The organism is Caballeronia sp. NK8, assembly GCF_018408855.1.
Taxonomy (GTDB): domain Bacteria; phylum Pseudomonadota; class Gammaproteobacteria; order Burkholderiales; family Burkholderiaceae; genus Caballeronia.
In genome coordinates, this window is sequence record NZ_AP024326.1 from 812,070 (window position 1) to 829,519 (window position 17,450).

Sequence of the window (17,450 nt, forward strand, 5' to 3'; positions counted from 1 at the left end):
TAAAGAAAGGCCGTAACGGGCCGCTGTGAAGGCCCTGCTTCCGGGCCGGTGTATCGACGACGAGCGACGCCTCCGGCTTCGCACGGTCGGCCGATGCAGCACTATAATCGTCCGGCGCAAAACAACCACGGCCTGAGATACGCCTCATCGGCCTAACGAGAATGTACCCGGAGGAGACGTCCATGACTTTGCTTGTCGCACGCATCGCAAAGATGGGTTCCATCGCGCTATGCGTGGCATCTTTACTCGGGGCATGCGGTACGGCGCAATCGCCACGAATGGATGCAACCGATCTGCATGCCCCCTTGGAGATTCAATCGCAGGGTAGCTTCTTCGTCGGCGGCGCCTCCCGGCCAGCGAGCGATCTGAGCGGCACGAACGAGGGACCGGAAGTGACCCGGCAGGGAACGATCACGACGGGCCAGATGTACGTGCAGTATCAAGTGCCGGTCGGAGCGAGCCACCTGCCCGTCGTGATGATTCACGGCGGAGCATTGAGTGGACAGGGTTATGACACGACGCCAGACGGAAGAATGGGCTGGAGCGAGTATTTCGTTCGCCAGAAACGTCCGGTGTATGTGGTGGACCAGGTCGGACGGGCGCGGTCGGGTTACGACGGATCGAAAGTCAACGCAGTGAAGATGGGACACCTGCCCGCGAACGAGTTGCCGCCGGTTCTCAACATCGGGCACGAGATGGCGTGGACGTGGTTCAGGATAGGCCCGAAGTTCGGCGTGCCATTCGCGGACACTCAGTTTCCTGTCGACGCGGTCGACGCATTCTACAAAATGTGGATTCCCGACTGGAATGCCGCTTTGCCTGCGCAGAATCCCACCTTTGCGAATCTGGCTGCGCTGTCGAACAAGCTTGGCGGTGCCGTACTGATGGGACACTCCGAATCGTTCATGTTTCCCGAGCGGGCGGCGCTCGTCGATTCGAGTCACATCAAGGGCATCATCAGTCTGGAGAGCGGATATGCCTGCAACACGACCTTTACTGCCGAGCAGCGCGCGACGCTTTCCAGGATTCCCATTCTGATCGTGTTTGCCGATCATCATCGTGACGCGCCGGAACCTTTCGCGTCAACATGGACGAAGTCGATGGCGCAATGCCGTTCTTTTGCCGACGATATCCGCGCCGTCGGCGGCGATGTCACGTTCATCCATCTGCCCGAACTCGGCATCCACGGCAATACGCACATGTTCATGCTCGACAAGAACAATCTTCAGATCGCCGACCTGCTGATTCAATGGATCAACGAGCACGTCGAGCACAAGTAATCGAGACAGACGCATCGATGCCTGGCGGATCTCACGCGGCAATGGGCGGACGACGATGCGAGCGAACCTGCTCCTCGTCGCCGGCCGTCAGTCACACACGTAACCTTGTGGACGGTCCCTGCGCACTGCCTGCGCGAGACATCGGAGGCGCGGCCGCGTGACTCGATAGCTCGGCGGCATCGGTCATTCCGCCTACGGAGGTCGCATCCGCCGGCTCGATCTCTTCCAGCGTGCGAGCTCTCGTGTTCACGCCCAGCACGAGCAGCGCGAGAATCTGCAGCACGATCAGCCCGATCAGGAAACTCGTGACACCGAAAATCCCGCCGATACCGAAGATCGTCACGATTCCGCCCTGCGCGCCGGCCGATGCAAGTCGTCCCACTGCGGCCGAGAGCGACGATCCGCGCATCCGCAGATCCGTCGGGAACAGTTCGGGTATATAGACGGCAAACGCAAGCGACGTGATGCAGGCGGAGCACATCATGATCACACCGCCCGTCACCATCAATTCGATCGGCGAGTGTACTGTCGGATAGACGGCCGCCGCGACCGCTTCGAGCGCCAGCACGCTGACGATACTCACGCGGCGTCCGATCCGGTCCGTCAGCGCCATGCCGATCAGACAACCGATCGGCGTCCCCAGGCCCATGACGGCCGTATAGCCGAGGGTGGATGTGACCGCGATACCTTGCTTGACGAGAAACGTCGGGAACCAGGCGATCAAACCGTAGAGCACCGACATGTTCACCGCAGACATGATCATCGTCAGCACGGTGCGGGACAGCAGCGGACGCTTGAATAAAGCCGGGTAGCCGGGCAGCACTGCAACCGGAGCCGCTGCCTGGGCGGATGCTGCAGCCGTGATGCTCGCCGCCACCGTGTTCCATGCCGGCACGTCCGGGAAGCGCGCTTCGATCGAGCGCAGCAGCGCGTCGGCCTCTTCATGGCGTCCCTGCGATTCGAGCCAGCGCGGCGATTCGGGCATCGATTTACGCATGAACCAGACCGCGAGCGCACCGAGGCCGACCAGGGCAAACATCGAACGCCAGCCCAGCGCAGGAATCGCCCAGTACCCGACGATACCGGTCGCCGTCACCGACAAATTCGTGAGTAGCGCGAGAATGGCGCCGAACCGTCCGCGCGCGAGGCTCGGGACGAACTCGCCCAACGTCGCATAGCCAATGATCAGTTCGGCGCCGAGACCGACGCCCATCACGAATCGCAGCGCGATCAGGATGGTCATGCTCGGGGCGAACACCGCCGCGATCGACGCGAGTCCGAACACTGCGAGGTTGAACTGATACGCCATGCGGCGACCGTATTTGTCGCCGATATAGCCGCCGATCAGCGAGCCCAGCCACATGCCGATCAGCGTGCTGGAAATGAAGGCTGCGTTGCTCTGCAGCGTCGACCATCCGCTCTTGACGAGTGTGGCGAGCACGCCGCTCTGAAGATAGATGTCGAACGCGTCGAGGAACAGGCCCGCCCCGATCATGCCCACCAGATTCCAGTGGAATCGGCCGATCGGGAGGCGGTCGAGGCGCGCGCCGGAATTTGCACGCAGCGAGTGGGGCTGGTTCAAACATCGTCTCCTGTCGGATCGGAACCGTCCGGGCGCTCTTTTTCATGGAAGCGCTCTCGATATCGTCCGTGCTTGCGAGCGCTCGGCGTTAGCACTGAATGCGTCGGATAGCGGCAGACGATCTCCGCCCGGTTCCGCAGGCGGGGTTTTTCACCATATTAAGCCCGCGACACAAAAACAATTATTGAATAATTCTTAGATTTCACGTCAATTTTTTTGACTTAAAGAGCATGGACGCGGAGCCCAAAGGCGGCTTGTCCTGACTTCACGCGACGTCCTTGGTCGTATCGCGATCGACAGAGCGCGTGGCTGCAAACAGAATTTCCTGCAAGGCGCGCAATTGCCGGCTTTCGACGTCCGCCTTGCGGGTGACGAGCGAGAACTGCAGAACCGGTGCATCGCGCAACGCGATCACGGTAAGCGGGTAAAGCCTGGAGATGGCAGGTTCCATCAAGGGTACGAGCGAGATCCCGAGCCCCGCACTGACGAGCGGCGCGATTGCACGGACGCTGTCGAATTCCAGACTTCCCTCCGGTTTTCCGCCAAAGCGCTGATGAATATATTTGGCGGCCATTGCGCCGGAGATCGTGTTGCGGTCATAGCGAATCCATTCGTAGCGCTTGAGCAGCGCGATCAACGACCGCTCGCGCTCCTGCGGGGGCGCCATCAGCGTGAGAGCGCGCTTGAGCAGCGGCTGCCAATGCAGACGCGATACACCGCGTTCCGGCTGCGCTACGACCGCCGCATCGAGATCTCCCGCCTTGACCGCGTTGGTCAGCTCCGCGCTCTTGCCGCGCCGGATCTGCACATGCAAAAGGGGATATCGCGCCTTGAGCCGCTTCAGCAATTCCGGCAGCACGACCGGCAGCATCGACTCGAGCATGCCGAGCTGCACATGGCCTTCAACCTGAAAGCTGGGCTGACGCCGGAACGCATCGAGTCGTGTCAGCATCGCGCGCAGCAGTTCCGACAATTCGTATGCGGCCGGTAGCGGCCTGACTTCCAGACCCGACCGGTCGAACAGTTGCTGGCCGACATAACCTTCCAGCTGCTTCATCTGCATGCTGACGGCGCTCGGCGTCAGATGCAGCGCTTTAGCCGCACCTGCGAGCGATCCCGTTTCCAGCACGGCCTGCAACGTGTTGAAGGTTTCGATCTTCATCAGAATTTATGTCGTGAATCGTCAGAAAAACTCAATCTTAGCTTACCAAGTGTTGGCCTATGCTTTGCACTGAAGGCATCCATTCCTGCCGATATGAAGCGCGACACGCGCTGCCAACGAGGAGAAGCGAAGATGGTGGAAGGATCGGTAAGGTCGGCTGCGTACGCGACTGAAAGCGCGCATCAGGGTAAGCCCGCAATATGGTATAGCGCTGATCTCGAACGCGATCAGTCGTGGACGCTCAGGATGAGCGACGAAGCCGCTCGAGGACTCGATCGCGCCATGCGTCACGCGAAGGCGCTCGGCAAGCCGCTGCTCGACATGACTTCCGACGACTTTCCGCTCGAACCCGCTTGCGCGGACATCCTGCATCGCGCTTTCAAAGCGACGCAGCAACGCTGGGGCATGTGCCTGCTAAAAGGCCTGCCGGTGCATCGGTGGTCGGTCGAAGAAGCGAAGCTCGCTTATTGGGGCATCGGCTTGCACGTGGGCGTCGCGCGCACGCAGAACCGCGCCAGCGACATCATGAACGACGTGCGCGATTCCGGCGCGACCTATAAGTCGAAGAACGGTCGCGGCTACAACACGAACGCGGCGCTCGACTTCCACGCGGACTCGTGCGATGTCGTGGCCCTGCTCTGCCTGCAACCGGCCAAATCCGGTGGCCAGAGCAAGATCACCAGTTCGTTCGCGATGGTCGAAGAGATTCGCAAGCGTCGCCCCGAGCTGATCGACGTGCTGAAGGGACCGGTTTATCACAGCTATCAGGGCACGCAGGCGCGCGGCCGCGCGGGCTTCTACAACTGCCCGGTCATCGGTTCGCTGCCGGATCACTTCGCGCTGCGCGCCAACCGCAAGAACACCAACGCGGCGCAGGCGGACTTCCCGGAAGTACCGCGTCTTTCGCCCGAACTGACCGAAGCGCTCGATCTGCTGGACGAACTCGCCGCCGACGCGCGTCTGTGCTTTTCCATGTGGCTCGAGCAAGGCGATCTGCAATTGCTGAACAACTATGTGATGCTCCATTCGCGCACGGAGTTCGAGGATTTCGAAGAGGAAGCGAAGCGCCGGCATCTGCTGCGCCTGTGGATGTCGGTTCCTGATTCGGCGCCGCTGCCGCCCGAATGGGAATATTACTTCGGCGACGTTCGTCCGGGTGCCGTGCGCGGCGGCGTGCGTGGCAGCTACATCACCGAAGCGTTCGTGCGTTTTGAAAAGCGGCAGGCCGAGCGGATGAACATGCCGCTCAAGCCGGGTCTCGACGGTACGGCCCCGGTCTCGACGGACGCTACGGGAGAAGTCCATGTCCCTGCGTGACGAGACACCGCAACCCGGCGGACGCGGCGCCGACCTGAAGCGCCGCCTCGCTGCGGGCGAAACCGTGCTGGCACCCGGCGTCTACGATGCGTTCACCGCGCTGATTGCGGAGCGGGCAGGGTTCGACGCGCTCTATCTGTCCGGCGGCGCGGTCGCCTATACGTCGCTCGGCCGCTCCGACGTCGGCCTCACGACCGCCAAGGAAGCAGTCGACACGCTGTGGCGCATCACCGATCGTGTGAGCACGCCCGTGATCGTCGATGGCGATACCGGCTTCGGCAACGCGCTGAATGCGCAGCGCACGGTGCGTGATTTCGAGCGCGCCGGTGCGGCGATGATCCAGCTGGAAGACCAAAGCTTTCCGAAACGCTGCGGGCATCTTGCCGACAAGACGCTGGTGCCGTCGGCCGAGATGTGCGGGAAACTGCACGCGGCGCTCGATGCACGCCGTTCATCGGAGACCCTGATTCTCGCGCGCACCGATGCGATCGCGGTCGAAGGATTCGACGCGGCGATGGATCGGGCCGAGGCGTACCTCCAGTGCGGTGTCGATGCGCTGTTCGTCGAAGCGGTCAATACGACCGAGCAGATGGACATCGTCTGCAAGCGGTTCGGCGAACGCATTCCATTGCTCGCGAACATGGTGGAAGGCGGCAAGACGCCGGTCCGAAGCGTCGAGGAGTTGCGTCGACGCGGATATCGCATCGTCATTTTCCCGGGCGGTACGGCGCGGTTCGTCGCGCACGGTCTGCAGCGCTACTACGCGAGTCTGCTGGCCAACGGAACGACTGAACCGATGTGGCCGCAGATGCTGACGTTCGACCAGTTGAACGAGCTCATCGGGACGCCGGAGTTGCTCGCTTTGACGAGTCGATATGCTTGATTTGGATGTTGTCACGCGCGGCGTGGTCGATGTCCGGATGCAGGCGAGTCCGCTTTGAATCGAGCTCGACAGACCGGCGAGCTCTGACATAGCCGAGGGTTGCGCTTGTATCGCACGGCTCGGCCCGATCGGTTCATGCCCGGAAGCGTTCGTGCTTTTAATGGATGTAGTGGGTCGCCTTCGTCTGGCATTCCGCGCTCTCTGCCTGACGAATCGCCTTGCGTCCTCAGTAACGGCGCACTTAAAGCAAGCCGCATTCGAAGCGCATTCTTTAAACTCCTCTGTTCAGGTTGAAGACTAGCTCGCGCACGGGGGATCAGCCCCGAGGCCGAAATCGACCCCAACCAGTCACTTACACCGACGAGAGGTCATTGACCGGTTCCCATGAACTTCAGACATTCTCTCGAAAGATGCCGCTTCCCCACCTCCCGCCGCGCGCGTGCCATTCATCCAGGATCCGTCATGCGTCATTGGATCGTTGGGTATTCGCATTACCGTGAAGAGGGATAAGCGTGGGAAAGTCGGTGTAGCCGACTTCGGGTCCGCGGGCACTCGTACCGAGATAGACGCCTGCGTCTGCTGAGTTGAACGGAGCACCGGATGTGACGCGCTGAACAAAATCGGGGTTTGCACGTGCACAATAGGATTCAAGGTCCGCGAGACCTGATGCGATGTCTTCTCCGATGCGTTCGCGGGCTCGGCCCGAACGGTTGAGCATGATGGCCTGGTCCCAGATCCTGCGGAAGTCGTGCAGGATAGCGTCCTCGCCATAGTGAACAATGTGGATATAGGCGAGGTTGAACTTGTTCAGTTCGCGGACGAGATAGCTAAAAAGGTCCGGCCCTTCGGACCTATGGCTGAGTCCCATGCCTGTGAACCCAGGTGACAGCCGGATGCCCGTTCGATCGGCGCCAATCGCAGCGACGACAGCTTCCGCAACTTCAATCCGAAGCGGGCGAGATTTTCAAGCGTCCCTCCATAAAGATCGGTGCGTTGGTTGGCACTGACGGCGAGAAACTGGTGAATCAAGTAGGCAATGCCATGAATTCCAACACCGTCCGCGCCGGACTCAATCGCGCGCCTCGCCGCGTAAGCGTAGTCACCGACAGTGGCCTGAATTTCCCCGATGGACAGCGCGCGCGGAACGGGAATGTCTTTCATGCCGCCGAGCGTATAGATCTGCTCGCCCGGCGCGATTGCTGGGCGGGGCCACGCCTTACCGGTGATGCGGCGTATTGTCAGGGTGGGACATCCGGCCGGCGTGCACGAGCTGGTAGAAAACATGACCGCCGCGCGCATGAATCGCGTCATTCACTTTATGCCAGGCGCATGAAGGGTGAATGAATGTCGATCAGCTCTGACATGGCGTGCCTCTCATCCAAATTTCACGAGGTCGTGAGCGATCAAGGGGCCGCCCGGCGACTGAAAAAGGCGGCTGCCATGTTCGACTCCGCCGAGATTTATTCCAAAGAAGCCGAGCTGGTCGATTAAGTGGGCGACCTCTCGCTTTGCGGGCTCGTCGTTGCCGGCGTAGAAGAGAACCCGCCGACCGCCTTCAGTGTCCGGGGACTTTTCCAGGTTGACGAAGTAGTGGTGATTGAAGGCCTTCACCACGCGGGCGCCTGGCGTCCATTCCTCGACAATCGAAGTAGACGCGCGGCCGCCCACGTCGATCGGAGGCAGCGGGGGACGCTGCATCGGATTGTTAGTGTCGATCAGGATGCGGCCATTCCAGTCAGGCAGGCCGGCAAGCGCGCCTTGAACCTTCGGCCAGCTCACCGACAGGAAGACGATGTCACTTGGCTTCAGTCACGGCAAAGCTGGCTTCTTCGCTCGCGACTACTACGTCGCACACGCAAATTAGCCCGACTCCACCTACAAAGGCACCACCTTGAACTCGCCCAACGATAGGCTTCGAGGAGTTATGGAAGGTGCTCATCATCGAAGCGAAGCGACGGGCGTCCGCGCGATGTTCGTCGGCCCGTTTTCGCTGGCACGGAGCATCCCGTTGATGTCAGCGCCAGCGCAGAACGTCTTGCCGGTTAAAGTCAGTACCAGAACTCGGACATTGCTCCGCGAAGAGAAGGCTTACGCATCGCGTCAACTCGACAATCATCAACTCGTCGAACGCATTGTAGACCTCTCGCCCGTTCAAGCTGATAGTCGCAACGCCACGTTCATCAACATGGCACTCGATGGTCTTGTAATCGCCAACAAGCTCAACAGCCATTCGTCAATCTCTTGAAGTCACATCACGGCGACCGTCGGTAAATGACGCTCGCCACTAGGTTGAGTATCTGAAAAGAGGGCCAAGGGCAGCAATGCGCCGCCCAAGCGCGACTTTACTTTGCGATCACTACCGGGATACCCTTGAGGCCAGCTGCGCCTTTCATCCCGGCAATGGATTCACGGACTGCTGCTCCTGTCGAAACTTCGATACCAAGTCGGCCAGCAATGTCCCGCTCTCTACGCTTAACCATCGCAACGTTGGCGACTTTGACGTGACCATAGCCGCGAACACGTTCGAAAAGCGTAGCGAGTGCCTGGACATCCTTGGCATTCGCCGGATTAAGCTTTTCGAGTGCACGGCTCATCGTGAGCTCGTAATCGTCTGCGAGTTGACGCTCCATGCGACGTTCAAGTGTCTTTCCGAATACGTCTAACGGGCCACCGCGGAGCCAGCTAAATTTTGCAAGAGCACCGAACGCCGGCCACACCCACTGACCAAAAACCTTCTTCTTCGGTATTCCGCCGTGTTCAGCGCCCGACAATGCGGGCGGAGCCAGGTTGAATTTCACTTTGTAGCTTTCGCCGGCGATTCCTTCAAACTGTGCGGCAAGTGCCGCGCGGAATGCTGGGTCGGCATGCAGACGCGCGACTTCGTACTCGTCTTTGATCGCGAGAAGCTTGTAGAACGTTATGGCGATTCCGCGTGCAACATCTTCATTGTTGGCCGACAGAGCCTTACTCACGAGAGATCGATAGCGTTGCACATACTTATCGCCGCCGTAAGCCAGCAGACGTGACTCTCGGTCTCGAATGAGTTCCGTCAGACTCATATCGGCCATCGCGACGCGCGCGACGTGCGGCGTTGCGGCTAGCCCGTTCAACGCGCCTTCGTCTGCAGCAGCCATGCGGCCAACGGCGAACGCAAGCTTGTTCATCGGTACCGCGACATTGTTTAATTCGATGGCGCGCATCAGCGCGGCGTGCGATACAGGAACAAGCCCCAACTGCCAGGCGAAGCCAAGCATAAGGATGTTGGCGCCAATCGTGTCGCCGAGGAAGCGACCCGCCAATGCTTGGGCGTCGCAGCTGCGAAGCGCATCGTTCGAATCCGTGCCCGCCGCATGACGCATCTTTTCGACGAGTGCTTCGGCATGCAGGTCCGCTTCGGGATTCTGTACGAAGCTTGCATTGGGAATTGCGTGCGTATTGACCACAACCTTGGTTCGGTCGCGACGTACCGTTTGCAGGGCGTCTGCGCTTGCGCCCACTACCATGTCGCATGCCAGCAGCAAATCCGCCTGCTGGGTATCAATGCGAACTTGGTTCAGCAATGCGTCCGTCGCTGCAAACCGGACGAATGAGAGTACCGAGCCACCCTTCTGGGCGAAGCCCATGAAGTCGAGCACGGAAGCGCTCTTACCCTCAAGGTGCGCAGCCATGCTGATAAGGGCGCCGACCGTGACAACACCAGTGCCGCCCACCCCTGTAACCAGAATGTCGTACGGAGCATTGTCAAGCATTTGCTTCGGCATGGGCAGCCCGTCGACGGAGTGCGCAAGTTTCGCCGGGTCGAAAGCACCTCCTTCTGCTTTCTTTAGCTTTGCGCCCTCGAGCGTCACGAAGCTAGGGCAAAAGCCGGTCACGCAGGAGAAGTCCTTGTTGCACGAGGACTGGTCGATTTTGCGTTTGCGGCCCAGCTCGGTTTCAAGTGGCTCAACTGACAAGCAATTTGATTGCACGCCGCAATCGCCGCAGCCTTCGCACACAGCTTCGTTGATAAACAGACGCTTGTCCGGGTCCGGAAACTCTTTCTTCTTGCGACGGCGGCGCTTCTCGGCCGCACAGGTCTGGTCGTAAATCAACACGGTGACTCCCGGCGTGTCACGCAATCTGCGCTGAACAGCGTCGAGCTCACTGCGATGGTGGAAGGTGGTGCCACGCGGAAATTGGTCCTCGTGTCCTTGATACTTCTCCGGCTCATCGCTCATCACCATTAGCAGCTTTACACCTTCAGCCTCCACCTGGCGAGCAATCTGCGGCACAGAGATGCTTCCGTCGACAGGCTGGCCGCCGGTCATTGCCACCGCGTCGTTATAGAGAATCTTGTATGTTATGTTGGCCTTTGCTGCCACCGCCTGGCGGATAGCGAGGATGCCGGAGTGAAAGTACGTACCATCTCCGAGATTTTGAAAAACGTGGGGTGTTTTCGTGAACATCGAATGTGATGCCCAATCCACACCTTCGCCGCCCATCTGAATCAGACCGTTGGTGTCACGCTCCATCCACGATGCCATGAAGTGGCAGCCAATGCCTGCCTTTGCAACGGAGCCTTCGGGGACCTTTGTCGACGTATTGTGGGGGCAGCCTGAGCAGAAGTACGGTGTGCGCTTCACGCCATCGGCGATATTCGACAAAATCTCTGGGGCCACAAGGTCGACGACTTTCTCGCGACGGTCGAGTGCGGGCTTATGGCGCGCAAGCCAGGCGGCAAAGACCGGCAGGACACGGGAGGGGCGCAGCTCACCGAGCGCGGTAAGCAACGGCTGGCCGTCTTTTGCGCACTTGCCGATGACGACTGGTCGAACGCCATCCGTACGATTGTAGAGATGATCTTTGATTTGTTGCTCGACGACCGGACCTTTTTCTTCGATGACCAGTACCTCGGTCAGGCCCTCGACAAAGGCATCGAGGCGCGGAGTATCGATTGGGAAAGACAGCCCGACCTTATAGATACGAACGCCTGCTGCATCGAGGTCTTCGACGGTCAGGGCAAGCCGGCGCAAACTTTCCATTAGATCGAGATGCGCCTTCCCGCACGTTACGATACCGACGTTGGCCTTTAGGCCCGAGGTAATCCATTTGTCAATGCTGTTCGTTCGAGAGAAGTGGCGCACAGCGTCGAGCTTCGCCGCCAGACGGGACTCGATGGTCAAGCTGGGGAGGTCAGGCCAACGGTTGTGAAGGCCGTCGGCCGGCGCATCAAAGTCCTGAGGTGCGGTCCACGTCGTCGGCATTGCATCCAAATCGACGGTCGAACCAGACTCGACTATCTCTGAAATCGCCTTGAAGCCGACCCACGCGCCCGAGAAGCGAGAGAGAGCCCAGCCATAAAGTCCGAACTCCAGCATCTCGGCGATGTTGGACGGATTGAGGACAGGCATGCTCCAACCGATCATCGTTTGATCGCTCTGATGCGGCATGGACGAAGACACGCATCCGTGGTCGTCACCGGCCACCACAAGGACACCGCCATGCGGCGACGAACCGTAGGCATTGCCGTGCTTGAGTGCGTCCGCTGCGCGGTCAACGCCCGGCCCTTTTCCGTACCACATCGCGAAGACGCCGTCGACCGTACGTTCCGTGTCCGCCTCGACACGTTGCGTGCCAAGAACGGCGGTGCCCGCGAGCTCTTCGTTGATGGCGGGAAGGAATCGCACATCATGCGAAGCCAATAGTTTCTTAGCCTTCCACATCTGCTGGTCGACCATGCCCAGCGGCGAGCCGCGGTAGCCGCTTACGAACCCCGCCGTATTGAGTCCTGCGCTTCGGTCAAGTTCGCGTTGCATCAAAACCAGCCGCACCAGTGCCTGCGTCCCAGTGAGGAAGATTCGTCCACGCGTCGCCGCGAGGTTGTCGCTCAGTTTGTAGTCGGCCAGCGGCGGTACGTCTTCGGAATTCGATTGCGACGTGAGGGCGTCATCAGGAACGCGAGCGTTCATCACTTCTCCAGAGGTGTTCTTGTGAGGCCAGGCGGTAAGGACCAAAGCACACATTTTTTCGTAGCGGGTGTAGAAAATTATTTCGCTTACGGCTCGGGCTTACCCTCAGTTTGAGATGTTTCCGCCTCCGTGCAGATTTTCGAATCGAGGCGCTGTACCACATACCATGTACGCGTCACAAGCATGTGGCCTACAAGAACCGGCCGTACCTGCTGGGCGAGCGCACGATTGATCGACATCAGGTTTGGGCATTCGACACGACGTATGCGCCGAGGGCGCGCAGATTCGTCTATCTCCCGGCTGCGCTCGACTGGGCTCGTCGTGTGCTCGTCCATCGGTCGTCGTTACGATGGAGATCCAGCATGCAACAGCTACGCTGGAAGAGTCCTTCGCGGAGTATGGCGTGCCTGAGATTGTGAACATGGACCAAGGCAGTCAATTCGCCAGCACTCCCTCCACTGAAGCCATGCTCGGCGGCGGTTGCGCCGTCCTTAGGTGGCAAGGCAAGTTGGCGCGGCAACGTGTCCGTCAAGCGGCTATGGCGCAGCGTGAAGCACGAAGAAGCGTATGAAGGCCGGCAACGCCGCGGGGTCGAACGCCGATTACTTTTCGTGGAACAACCCACACCGGCCTCATTCCAGTCTGTCTGACCCGACACTCGAGGTCTACTTCGCAGGACTGCAGGAGTCTGAAACGGCAGCAAAACCGGCGCCAACTTAAAGACCTTGAACAACTGTCCGAACAAACGGGGCCACCGCTAACGGCCCCTTCGTTCCCGATTTTCAAACGGTTCATAAAGCGGCAGGCCGTCCCGTTCTCAGTGCCGCTGACTAGCCGGCGTCGGAATTAATTTTGGGTTTTTTTCGAGCCGCTTGTCTCGGTAACGCCAAATGATGGCACCAGCCAAGGCAAGAGCGCTCGCTAGACCACACAAACCCAGGGCATGGCTATGCGTAGCAGCAAGCATGACGCCCATAACGTATGGTCCAGTAAAGCCACCGATGTGTCCCATGGACGAAATGAAGCCAATGCTCGCTGCAGCGGTCGCTCCAGCAAAGAGGTTTGTGGGAGTCGTCCAGAAGGTCGATAGAGCCGAGAACAACCCCATGGCGGCGATCGACAGCATCGCGACCGCAAGAACTCCGGATGACACAAAAGCTGCCGCGACAAGGCCTACACAGCCAACAAAGCACGCTATCGCCGTATGCCAACCGGCATTGCCAATACGATCGAGCCGACGCCCCCAAAAGAGCATGAACACCGACGCTGCAACATAAGGAATTGCTGAGATAAAGCCGGTCTCAAAAGTCGATGCCCCAAAAGATTTAACAATCTGCGGCAACCAGATTCCGAAACCATACAGACCCATGATGATCCCAAAATAGCAAAAAGCGAGCGCGAGCACGTGGGCCTTTGCGTGTCCTCTTGAAATGGTCGAACCCTTACGTTCGGTGACGTCCTGTTCCATGGCCTTGACCAGCCACTGCCTTTCCGTATCGTTTAGCCACTTCGCTTGACTCGGCCGGTCCGTCATGAGTCTGAGTGTAACGAACGCTAGCAGAACAGCCGGAAGGCCTTCTCCGATGAACACCCACTGCCATCCGGCTAGTTGGGCGATACCATGGAGCTTCATGAGTAAAGCCGAAAGGGGAAGACCGATTACACCCGCGAGTGGATTAGCCAAGATGAAGAGCGTGACGACAGTTCCCCGGTATTGTTTGGGGAACCAAAGGCTGATGTATAGAAGCATGCCCGGAGCGAATGCAGACTCAGCGGCGCCTAAGAAGAATCGGGCGGCATAGAAACTCGGCGCGTTCCAAACGAACGCCATCCCGACAGCAAAAACGCCCCAAGTAAATGCCATCAGAGCGGTGAGACGTCGAGCACCGAGCTTGTGGATTAGTAAGCTTCCCGGAATCTGTAAAATCAGGTAACCGAAAAAGAAGAATGCTGCGCCTAATCCGAAGACCTGTGGCGTAAGCCCCAGATCCTTGTTCATTGTGAGGCCAGCAAAGCCAAGGTTGATCCGGTCAACGTACGCAACAAAGTATAAGATCATCAGTAAGGGAACGAGCCTGCGGCTCACCTTCTGCATGACTTGCTTCTCTAGATCCATGATGCCGTCTCCTGACAGATTTTTTAATCACACGTCTTGACGCCTAGGTCTAATACGCTTGATTGCGCTCGGTTATTTTTTTAACCTTTCGATACAGTCAATACCACAAATCTTGGTCAATGATGTTTGAAGCACTTTTCTCAAAACAAGCAATTTTCAAATCGCGAAAGACTGAAAATAAGCGTAGGAAAGAGCGCCCAATCGGCTTGTATCGGCAGATCGGGGCCGGTACAAGTTTTGAATTTAGCTGCGAATTCCACTCGTCAGTGCATTTACCGACCGCTTTATTTCTCACACTTTACGAGCGCAGAGAGTTAAGTGCGAAGGTATGCTCCTTGCCACACTCCACTGCGCACGAGGTCTGTCGTAACGTTCTTCAGCATCTGATAAACCGCTTCCGAAGCAGAACTTGCAGCATTAAGAGTCGAGGTGCATATCGAGAGAGGGCGAGTAAAATTTTCTGCGCGAACTTTCACTACGTACAGATCGTCCGCCGCTTCCTCTTTTACTATCACTGATGAGGGAAGAAAAGTCGCTGCCATATCCCGCATGACACATGCTTTAACAAGCTGTAAAGAGTCGATTTCAGCCACTGGTTCGAATACGAGTGCCTGGGCTGCGCAAGCAGCGTCGACTACCGCTCTCATACTATTACCTGTTGCGGGTGCGACGATGGGTGTTTGCAAAGCCTCCGACAGAGTGATGCTTTTCCTGCCCTCTAATGCGAACTTGCTTCGCGGCGAGCAGACGTAGAACAGCTCCTCATCCAAAATAGGCAATATCTCAAGCCCGCGTTGCGCGTGCTCGATGAAAAGTATCGAAATATCCAACCGGCCGCTAAGCGTGAACTCCCCAAGCAGAACACTCAGGCCTTCGATGATTTGAAGCCGTACCATCGGTAGTTTCTCTTTGCACGCCTGAATCATCGCCAATCCTACGATCTCCACGACCGCTGACGGCAGCCCCAAGGTGACGGTACCTGCCGGTTCCACGCTCGCTTTCGCAACATCTTCGTGGGCAATCTGTACCTGCCGCAAAATCAATCTGGCGTGGCGATATAGAAGTCGACCAGGTTCAGTCAATTCTACGCCGGTCGATCGGCGCAGAAATAATGGGCTGCCCAATTCTTGCTCAAGCCCTGCGATCTGCATGCTTACTGCAGACTGAGCAACATGCAAGTAATCACTGGCTTTTGAGATACTGCCGAGGTCAGCGACCTTAAGGAAGTATTTCAGCTGTCGCATATCCATTGTGACCGGCCTCTTCAATGGTGAGAGCAGTCCTTTCGTCCAAAAACCGTTTCGCGTCGAGCGCAGCCATGCAACCGGTGGCGGCGCTTGTGACCGCCTGACGGTAGATCTGGTCCTGCACATCGCCCGCTGCAAACACACCTGGGACGCTCGTCATCGTGGCGTAGCCGTTTGAGCCTGAACGAGTGACGATGTATCCGTTCTCCATTTCCAGTTTTCCAGCAAACATATCGGTATTCGGTGTGTGGCCGATTGCAATAAAGCAGCCCTTCACACTGACAAGCTCATCTCGGTCTCCAGAGACGCTCTTCAACAGGACGCTTGTCACGCCTGTGTCGTCGCCGCGGACTTCTTCGAGGACGTAACTCATTTTAAGAGTCACGACCCCTTGGCGCACTTTTTCCATCAATCTGTTGATGAGGATCGGTTCAGCTCGCAGCTTCTCGCGCCGATGCACGAGCGTGACGTGCGTTGCGATGGTAGACAGAAGGAGCGCCTCTTCTACCGCCGTATTGCCCCCGCCGACCACGCAAACCTCCTCGTCTTGATAAAAAAAGCCGTCGCAAGTGGCACATCCCGAAACGCCACGTCCCAAGAACTCTTTCTCTGAAGGAAGTCCAAGCCACTTCGCCGACGCGCCCGTGGCTACAATTAATGCATCACAGGTGTACTCCCCAAGATCCCCATGAAGCGTGAACGGCCGGGAACACAACGATACTGAGCGAATATGGTCCTGGACGATGTGCGTTCCAAAGCGCTTGACATGGTCAAGCATACGCTGCATCAGTTCTGGTCCTTGGACTCCCATCGCGTCGCCCGGCCAATTCTCGACATCAGTGGTAGTCGTCAGTTGCCCGCCCGGCTCGCGGCCAGCAATAACAGTTGGCTTGAGATTCGCGCGGGCGGCGTAAAGAGCGGCCGTGTAACCAGCAGGACCAGACCCGACGATCGCGACTTTAGTGTGGCATGTGACTTTCATTTCACTTCCTTGGCCTGACGGGCCAATTTGAGATCCGAGTTAGAAAGCTGGGTCGATCCACCGCAACTCAGCCGCCAAACTACTCCCACAGCTTCTTCGGCATCGGCAGGCCCGCGTAGTCATCTGCCTCTAGCTTTGCCGGCAACTCGATGCCCTTGTCCGACAGCAGTGCAATGAGCTGGCGCGTGTGTTGAGCCGAGTGCCAGGTGGAACGCTCCAGAAACTGATGCATCGGATGCTTACCGTAGAACATCGTCAACGACTGCTGGCAGGACTTATCCTCCAGGGTAAGCCACCAATGCTGCAGCCTTTCGGTAAGCTCCTGCCCCTCGTTCACCGTGTCTTCCTTTTTTTGAATCCGTTCGGGCGGTGACACGTTGGCGACGACGGTCCAGTCTTCCAGGCCGTCTTGAACTGTCTGCAAGAATGCATCAACGACTTGGAAGATGTGGTAACTCAGATCGCGGTACGAGCGGGGCACGTTCGGGAGCACCGACTGATTGAACTCGTCATCCGGAATCATTGGAATGTTGGCGAGTGCGACGCTCAGCACTTTCGTCCACTTCGAAAAGAGCACTTCCGGCGGCAGACGATCGGTCACGGCATCCATGCGATCAACAAAGCGCGCGACGTCTTCAATCGACTGTGCGTACGTGAATGCGTCGCCTTTGGACACAATTGGGATCGATCGCGCACCGAGGCGGCGAAGCTCGTTGCGTCCTTCGCTATCGGAAAGTACGTCGACTGATTTAAACGGAATTTCAAGTCGCGTAAGAAACTCTTTTACCCTAACGCAACTGGAGCAACCAGGCTGCCAAAAAACGCTAAATTCAGGGGATCCGGCTTGCATCTTCCCACCTCTCAGTTTGTCGGTAGGCAAATCGTAGATGCGCATGCAACCAAACAAGAAATATTGATTTTCGATGACCCATC

The 17,450-nt window shown here is 58.2% G+C and carries 13 protein-coding genes and 1 pseudogene; 4 read left to right on the forward strand and 10 right to left on the reverse strand.

Going from position 1 to position 17,450, the window contains the following annotated elements:
* Nucleotides 1–182 precede the first annotated feature (182 nt).
* On the forward strand, nt 183–1,280 hold the full coding sequence (locus tag NK8_RS36635) for a hypothetical protein (RefSeq protein ID WP_213233505.1): 1,098 nt from the start codon (nt 183–185) through the stop codon (nt 1,278–1,280).
* A gap of 91 nt (nt 1,281–1,371) precedes the next feature.
* Here NK8_RS36635 and NK8_RS36640 read toward each other — a convergent pair whose 3' ends face one another.
* Nucleotides 1,372–2,862: an MFS transporter gene (locus NK8_RS36640; protein ID WP_213233506.1), complete on the reverse strand. Its 1,491-nt coding sequence runs from the start codon at nt 2,860–2,862 to the stop codon at nt 1,372–1,374.
* A gap of 265 nt (nt 2,863–3,127) precedes the next feature.
* Entirely contained in the window at nt 3,128–4,024 is an 897-nt protein-coding gene (locus NK8_RS36645) for a LysR family transcriptional regulator (protein ID WP_213233507.1), read from the reverse strand.
* A gap of 246 nt (nt 4,025–4,270) precedes the next feature.
* Between NK8_RS36645 and NK8_RS36650 the strand changes: the two genes are divergently transcribed.
* On the forward strand, nt 4,271–5,341 hold the full coding sequence (locus NK8_RS36650) for a TauD/TfdA family dioxygenase (RefSeq protein WP_225936569.1): 1,071 nt from the start codon (nt 4,271–4,273) through the stop codon (nt 5,339–5,341).
* Nucleotides 5,328–6,224 carry an oxaloacetate decarboxylase gene (locus tag NK8_RS36655; RefSeq protein WP_213233509.1) on the forward strand — a complete coding sequence of 299 codons (897 nt, stop codon included), beginning with the start codon at nt 5,328–5,330 and terminating at the stop codon, nt 6,222–6,224. The genes NK8_RS36650 and NK8_RS36655 overlap by 14 nt, the downstream gene beginning before the upstream one ends.
* A gap of 460 nt (nt 6,225–6,684) precedes the next feature.
* Here the strand turns inward: NK8_RS36655 and NK8_RS36660 are convergent.
* The 3 genes and pseudogenes from NK8_RS36660 to NK8_RS43895 all read right to left on the reverse strand — a co-directional run.
* A pseudogene (locus NK8_RS36660) lies at nt 6,685–7,530 on the reverse strand (alkene reductase); the annotation flags it as partial.
* 68 nt (nt 7,531–7,598) lie between these two features.
* Nucleotides 7,599–8,003: an NADPH-dependent F420 reductase gene (locus tag NK8_RS36665; protein WP_213233510.1), complete on the reverse strand. Its 405-nt coding sequence runs from the start codon at nt 8,001–8,003 to the stop codon at nt 7,599–7,601.
* A 16-nt stretch (nt 8,004–8,019) separates the two neighbouring features.
* The gene (locus tag NK8_RS43895; protein ID WP_213233511.1) at nt 8,020–8,166 is read right to left on the reverse strand and encodes an enoyl-CoA hydratase-related protein; all 147 of its coding nucleotides are present in this window, start codon (nt 8,164–8,166) and stop codon (nt 8,020–8,022) included.
* Between NK8_RS43895 and NK8_RS36675 the strand changes: the two genes are divergently transcribed.
* Nucleotides 8,149–8,469: a hypothetical protein gene (locus NK8_RS36675; RefSeq protein ID WP_213233512.1), complete on the forward strand. Its 321-nt coding sequence runs from the start codon at nt 8,149–8,151 to the stop codon at nt 8,467–8,469. The two genes, NK8_RS43895 and NK8_RS36675, sit on opposite strands and share 18 nt — an antisense overlap.
* Before the next feature lie 97 nt (nt 8,470–8,566).
* On the opposite strand, the gene NK8_RS36680 is transcribed toward NK8_RS36675, so the two are convergent.
* The 5 genes from NK8_RS36680 to NK8_RS36700 form a co-directional block, all read right to left on the reverse strand.
* Nucleotides 8,567–12,172: an indolepyruvate ferredoxin oxidoreductase family protein gene (locus NK8_RS36680; protein WP_213233513.1), complete on the reverse strand. Its 3,606-nt coding sequence runs from the start codon at nt 12,170–12,172 to the stop codon at nt 8,567–8,569.
* An 817-nt stretch (nt 12,173–12,989) separates the two neighbouring features.
* A complete protein-coding gene (locus NK8_RS36685; RefSeq protein WP_049809291.1) occupies nt 12,990–14,288 on the reverse strand; it encodes an MFS transporter in 1,299 nt (432 codons plus the stop codon).
* Nucleotides 14,289–14,602: 314 nt separating this feature from the next.
* Nucleotides 14,603–15,538, reverse strand: a complete 936-nt coding sequence (locus tag NK8_RS36690) for a LysR substrate-binding domain-containing protein (RefSeq protein WP_213233514.1) — start codon at nt 15,536–15,538, stop codon at nt 14,603–14,605.
* Entirely contained in the window at nt 15,507–16,517 is a 1,011-nt protein-coding gene (gene trxB / locus NK8_RS36695) for a thioredoxin-disulfide reductase (RefSeq protein ID WP_213233515.1), read from the reverse strand. The genes NK8_RS36690 and trxB overlap by 32 nt, the downstream gene beginning before the upstream one ends.
* A 79-nt stretch (nt 16,518–16,596) precedes the next feature.
* On the reverse strand, nt 16,597–17,367 hold the full coding sequence (locus NK8_RS36700; RefSeq protein ID WP_213233516.1) for a glutaredoxin domain-containing protein: 771 nt from the start codon (nt 17,365–17,367) through the stop codon (nt 16,597–16,599).
* Nucleotides 17,368–17,450 lie beyond the last annotated feature (83 nt).

Excerpts from the sequence above, each read along its gene's own strand:
- NK8_RS36645 (WP_213233507.1), bottom strand. The coding sequence starts at position 4,024 with ATGAAGATCGAAACCTTCAACACGTTGCAGGCCGTGCTGGAAACGGGA.
- NK8_RS36690 (WP_213233514.1), bottom strand. The coding sequence starts at position 15,538 with ATGGATATGCGACAGCTGAAATACTTCCTTAAGGTCGCTGACCTCGGC.
- NK8_RS36635 (WP_213233505.1), top strand. The coding sequence starts at position 183 with ATGACTTTGCTTGTCGCACGCATCGCAAAGATGGGTTCCATCGCGCTA.
- NK8_RS36650 (WP_225936569.1), top strand. The coding sequence starts at position 4,271 with ATGAGCGACGAAGCCGCTCGAGGACTCGATCGCGCCATGCGTCACGCG.
- trxB (WP_213233515.1), bottom strand. The coding sequence starts at position 16,517 with ATGAAAGTCACATGCCACACTAAAGTCGCGATCGTCGGGTCTGGTCCT.
- NK8_RS36700 (WP_213233516.1), bottom strand. The coding sequence starts at position 17,367 with ATGCAAGCCGGATCCCCTGAATTTAGCGTTTTTTGGCAGCCTGGTTGC.
- NK8_RS36685 (WP_049809291.1), bottom strand. The coding sequence starts at position 14,288 with ATGGATCTAGAGAAGCAAGTCATGCAGAAGGTGAGCCGCAGGCTCGTT.
- NK8_RS36675 (WP_213233512.1), top strand. The coding sequence starts at position 8,149 with ATGGAAGGTGCTCATCATCGAAGCGAAGCGACGGGCGTCCGCGCGATG.
- NK8_RS36680 (WP_213233513.1), bottom strand. The coding sequence starts at position 12,172 with ATGAACGCTCGCGTTCCTGATGACGCCCTCACGTCGCAATCGAATTCC.
- NK8_RS43895 (WP_213233511.1), bottom strand. The coding sequence starts at position 8,166 with ATGATGAGCACCTTCCATAACTCCTCGAAGCCTATCGTTGGGCGAGTT.
- NK8_RS36655 (WP_213233509.1), top strand. The coding sequence starts at position 5,328 with ATGTCCCTGCGTGACGAGACACCGCAACCCGGCGGACGCGGCGCCGAC.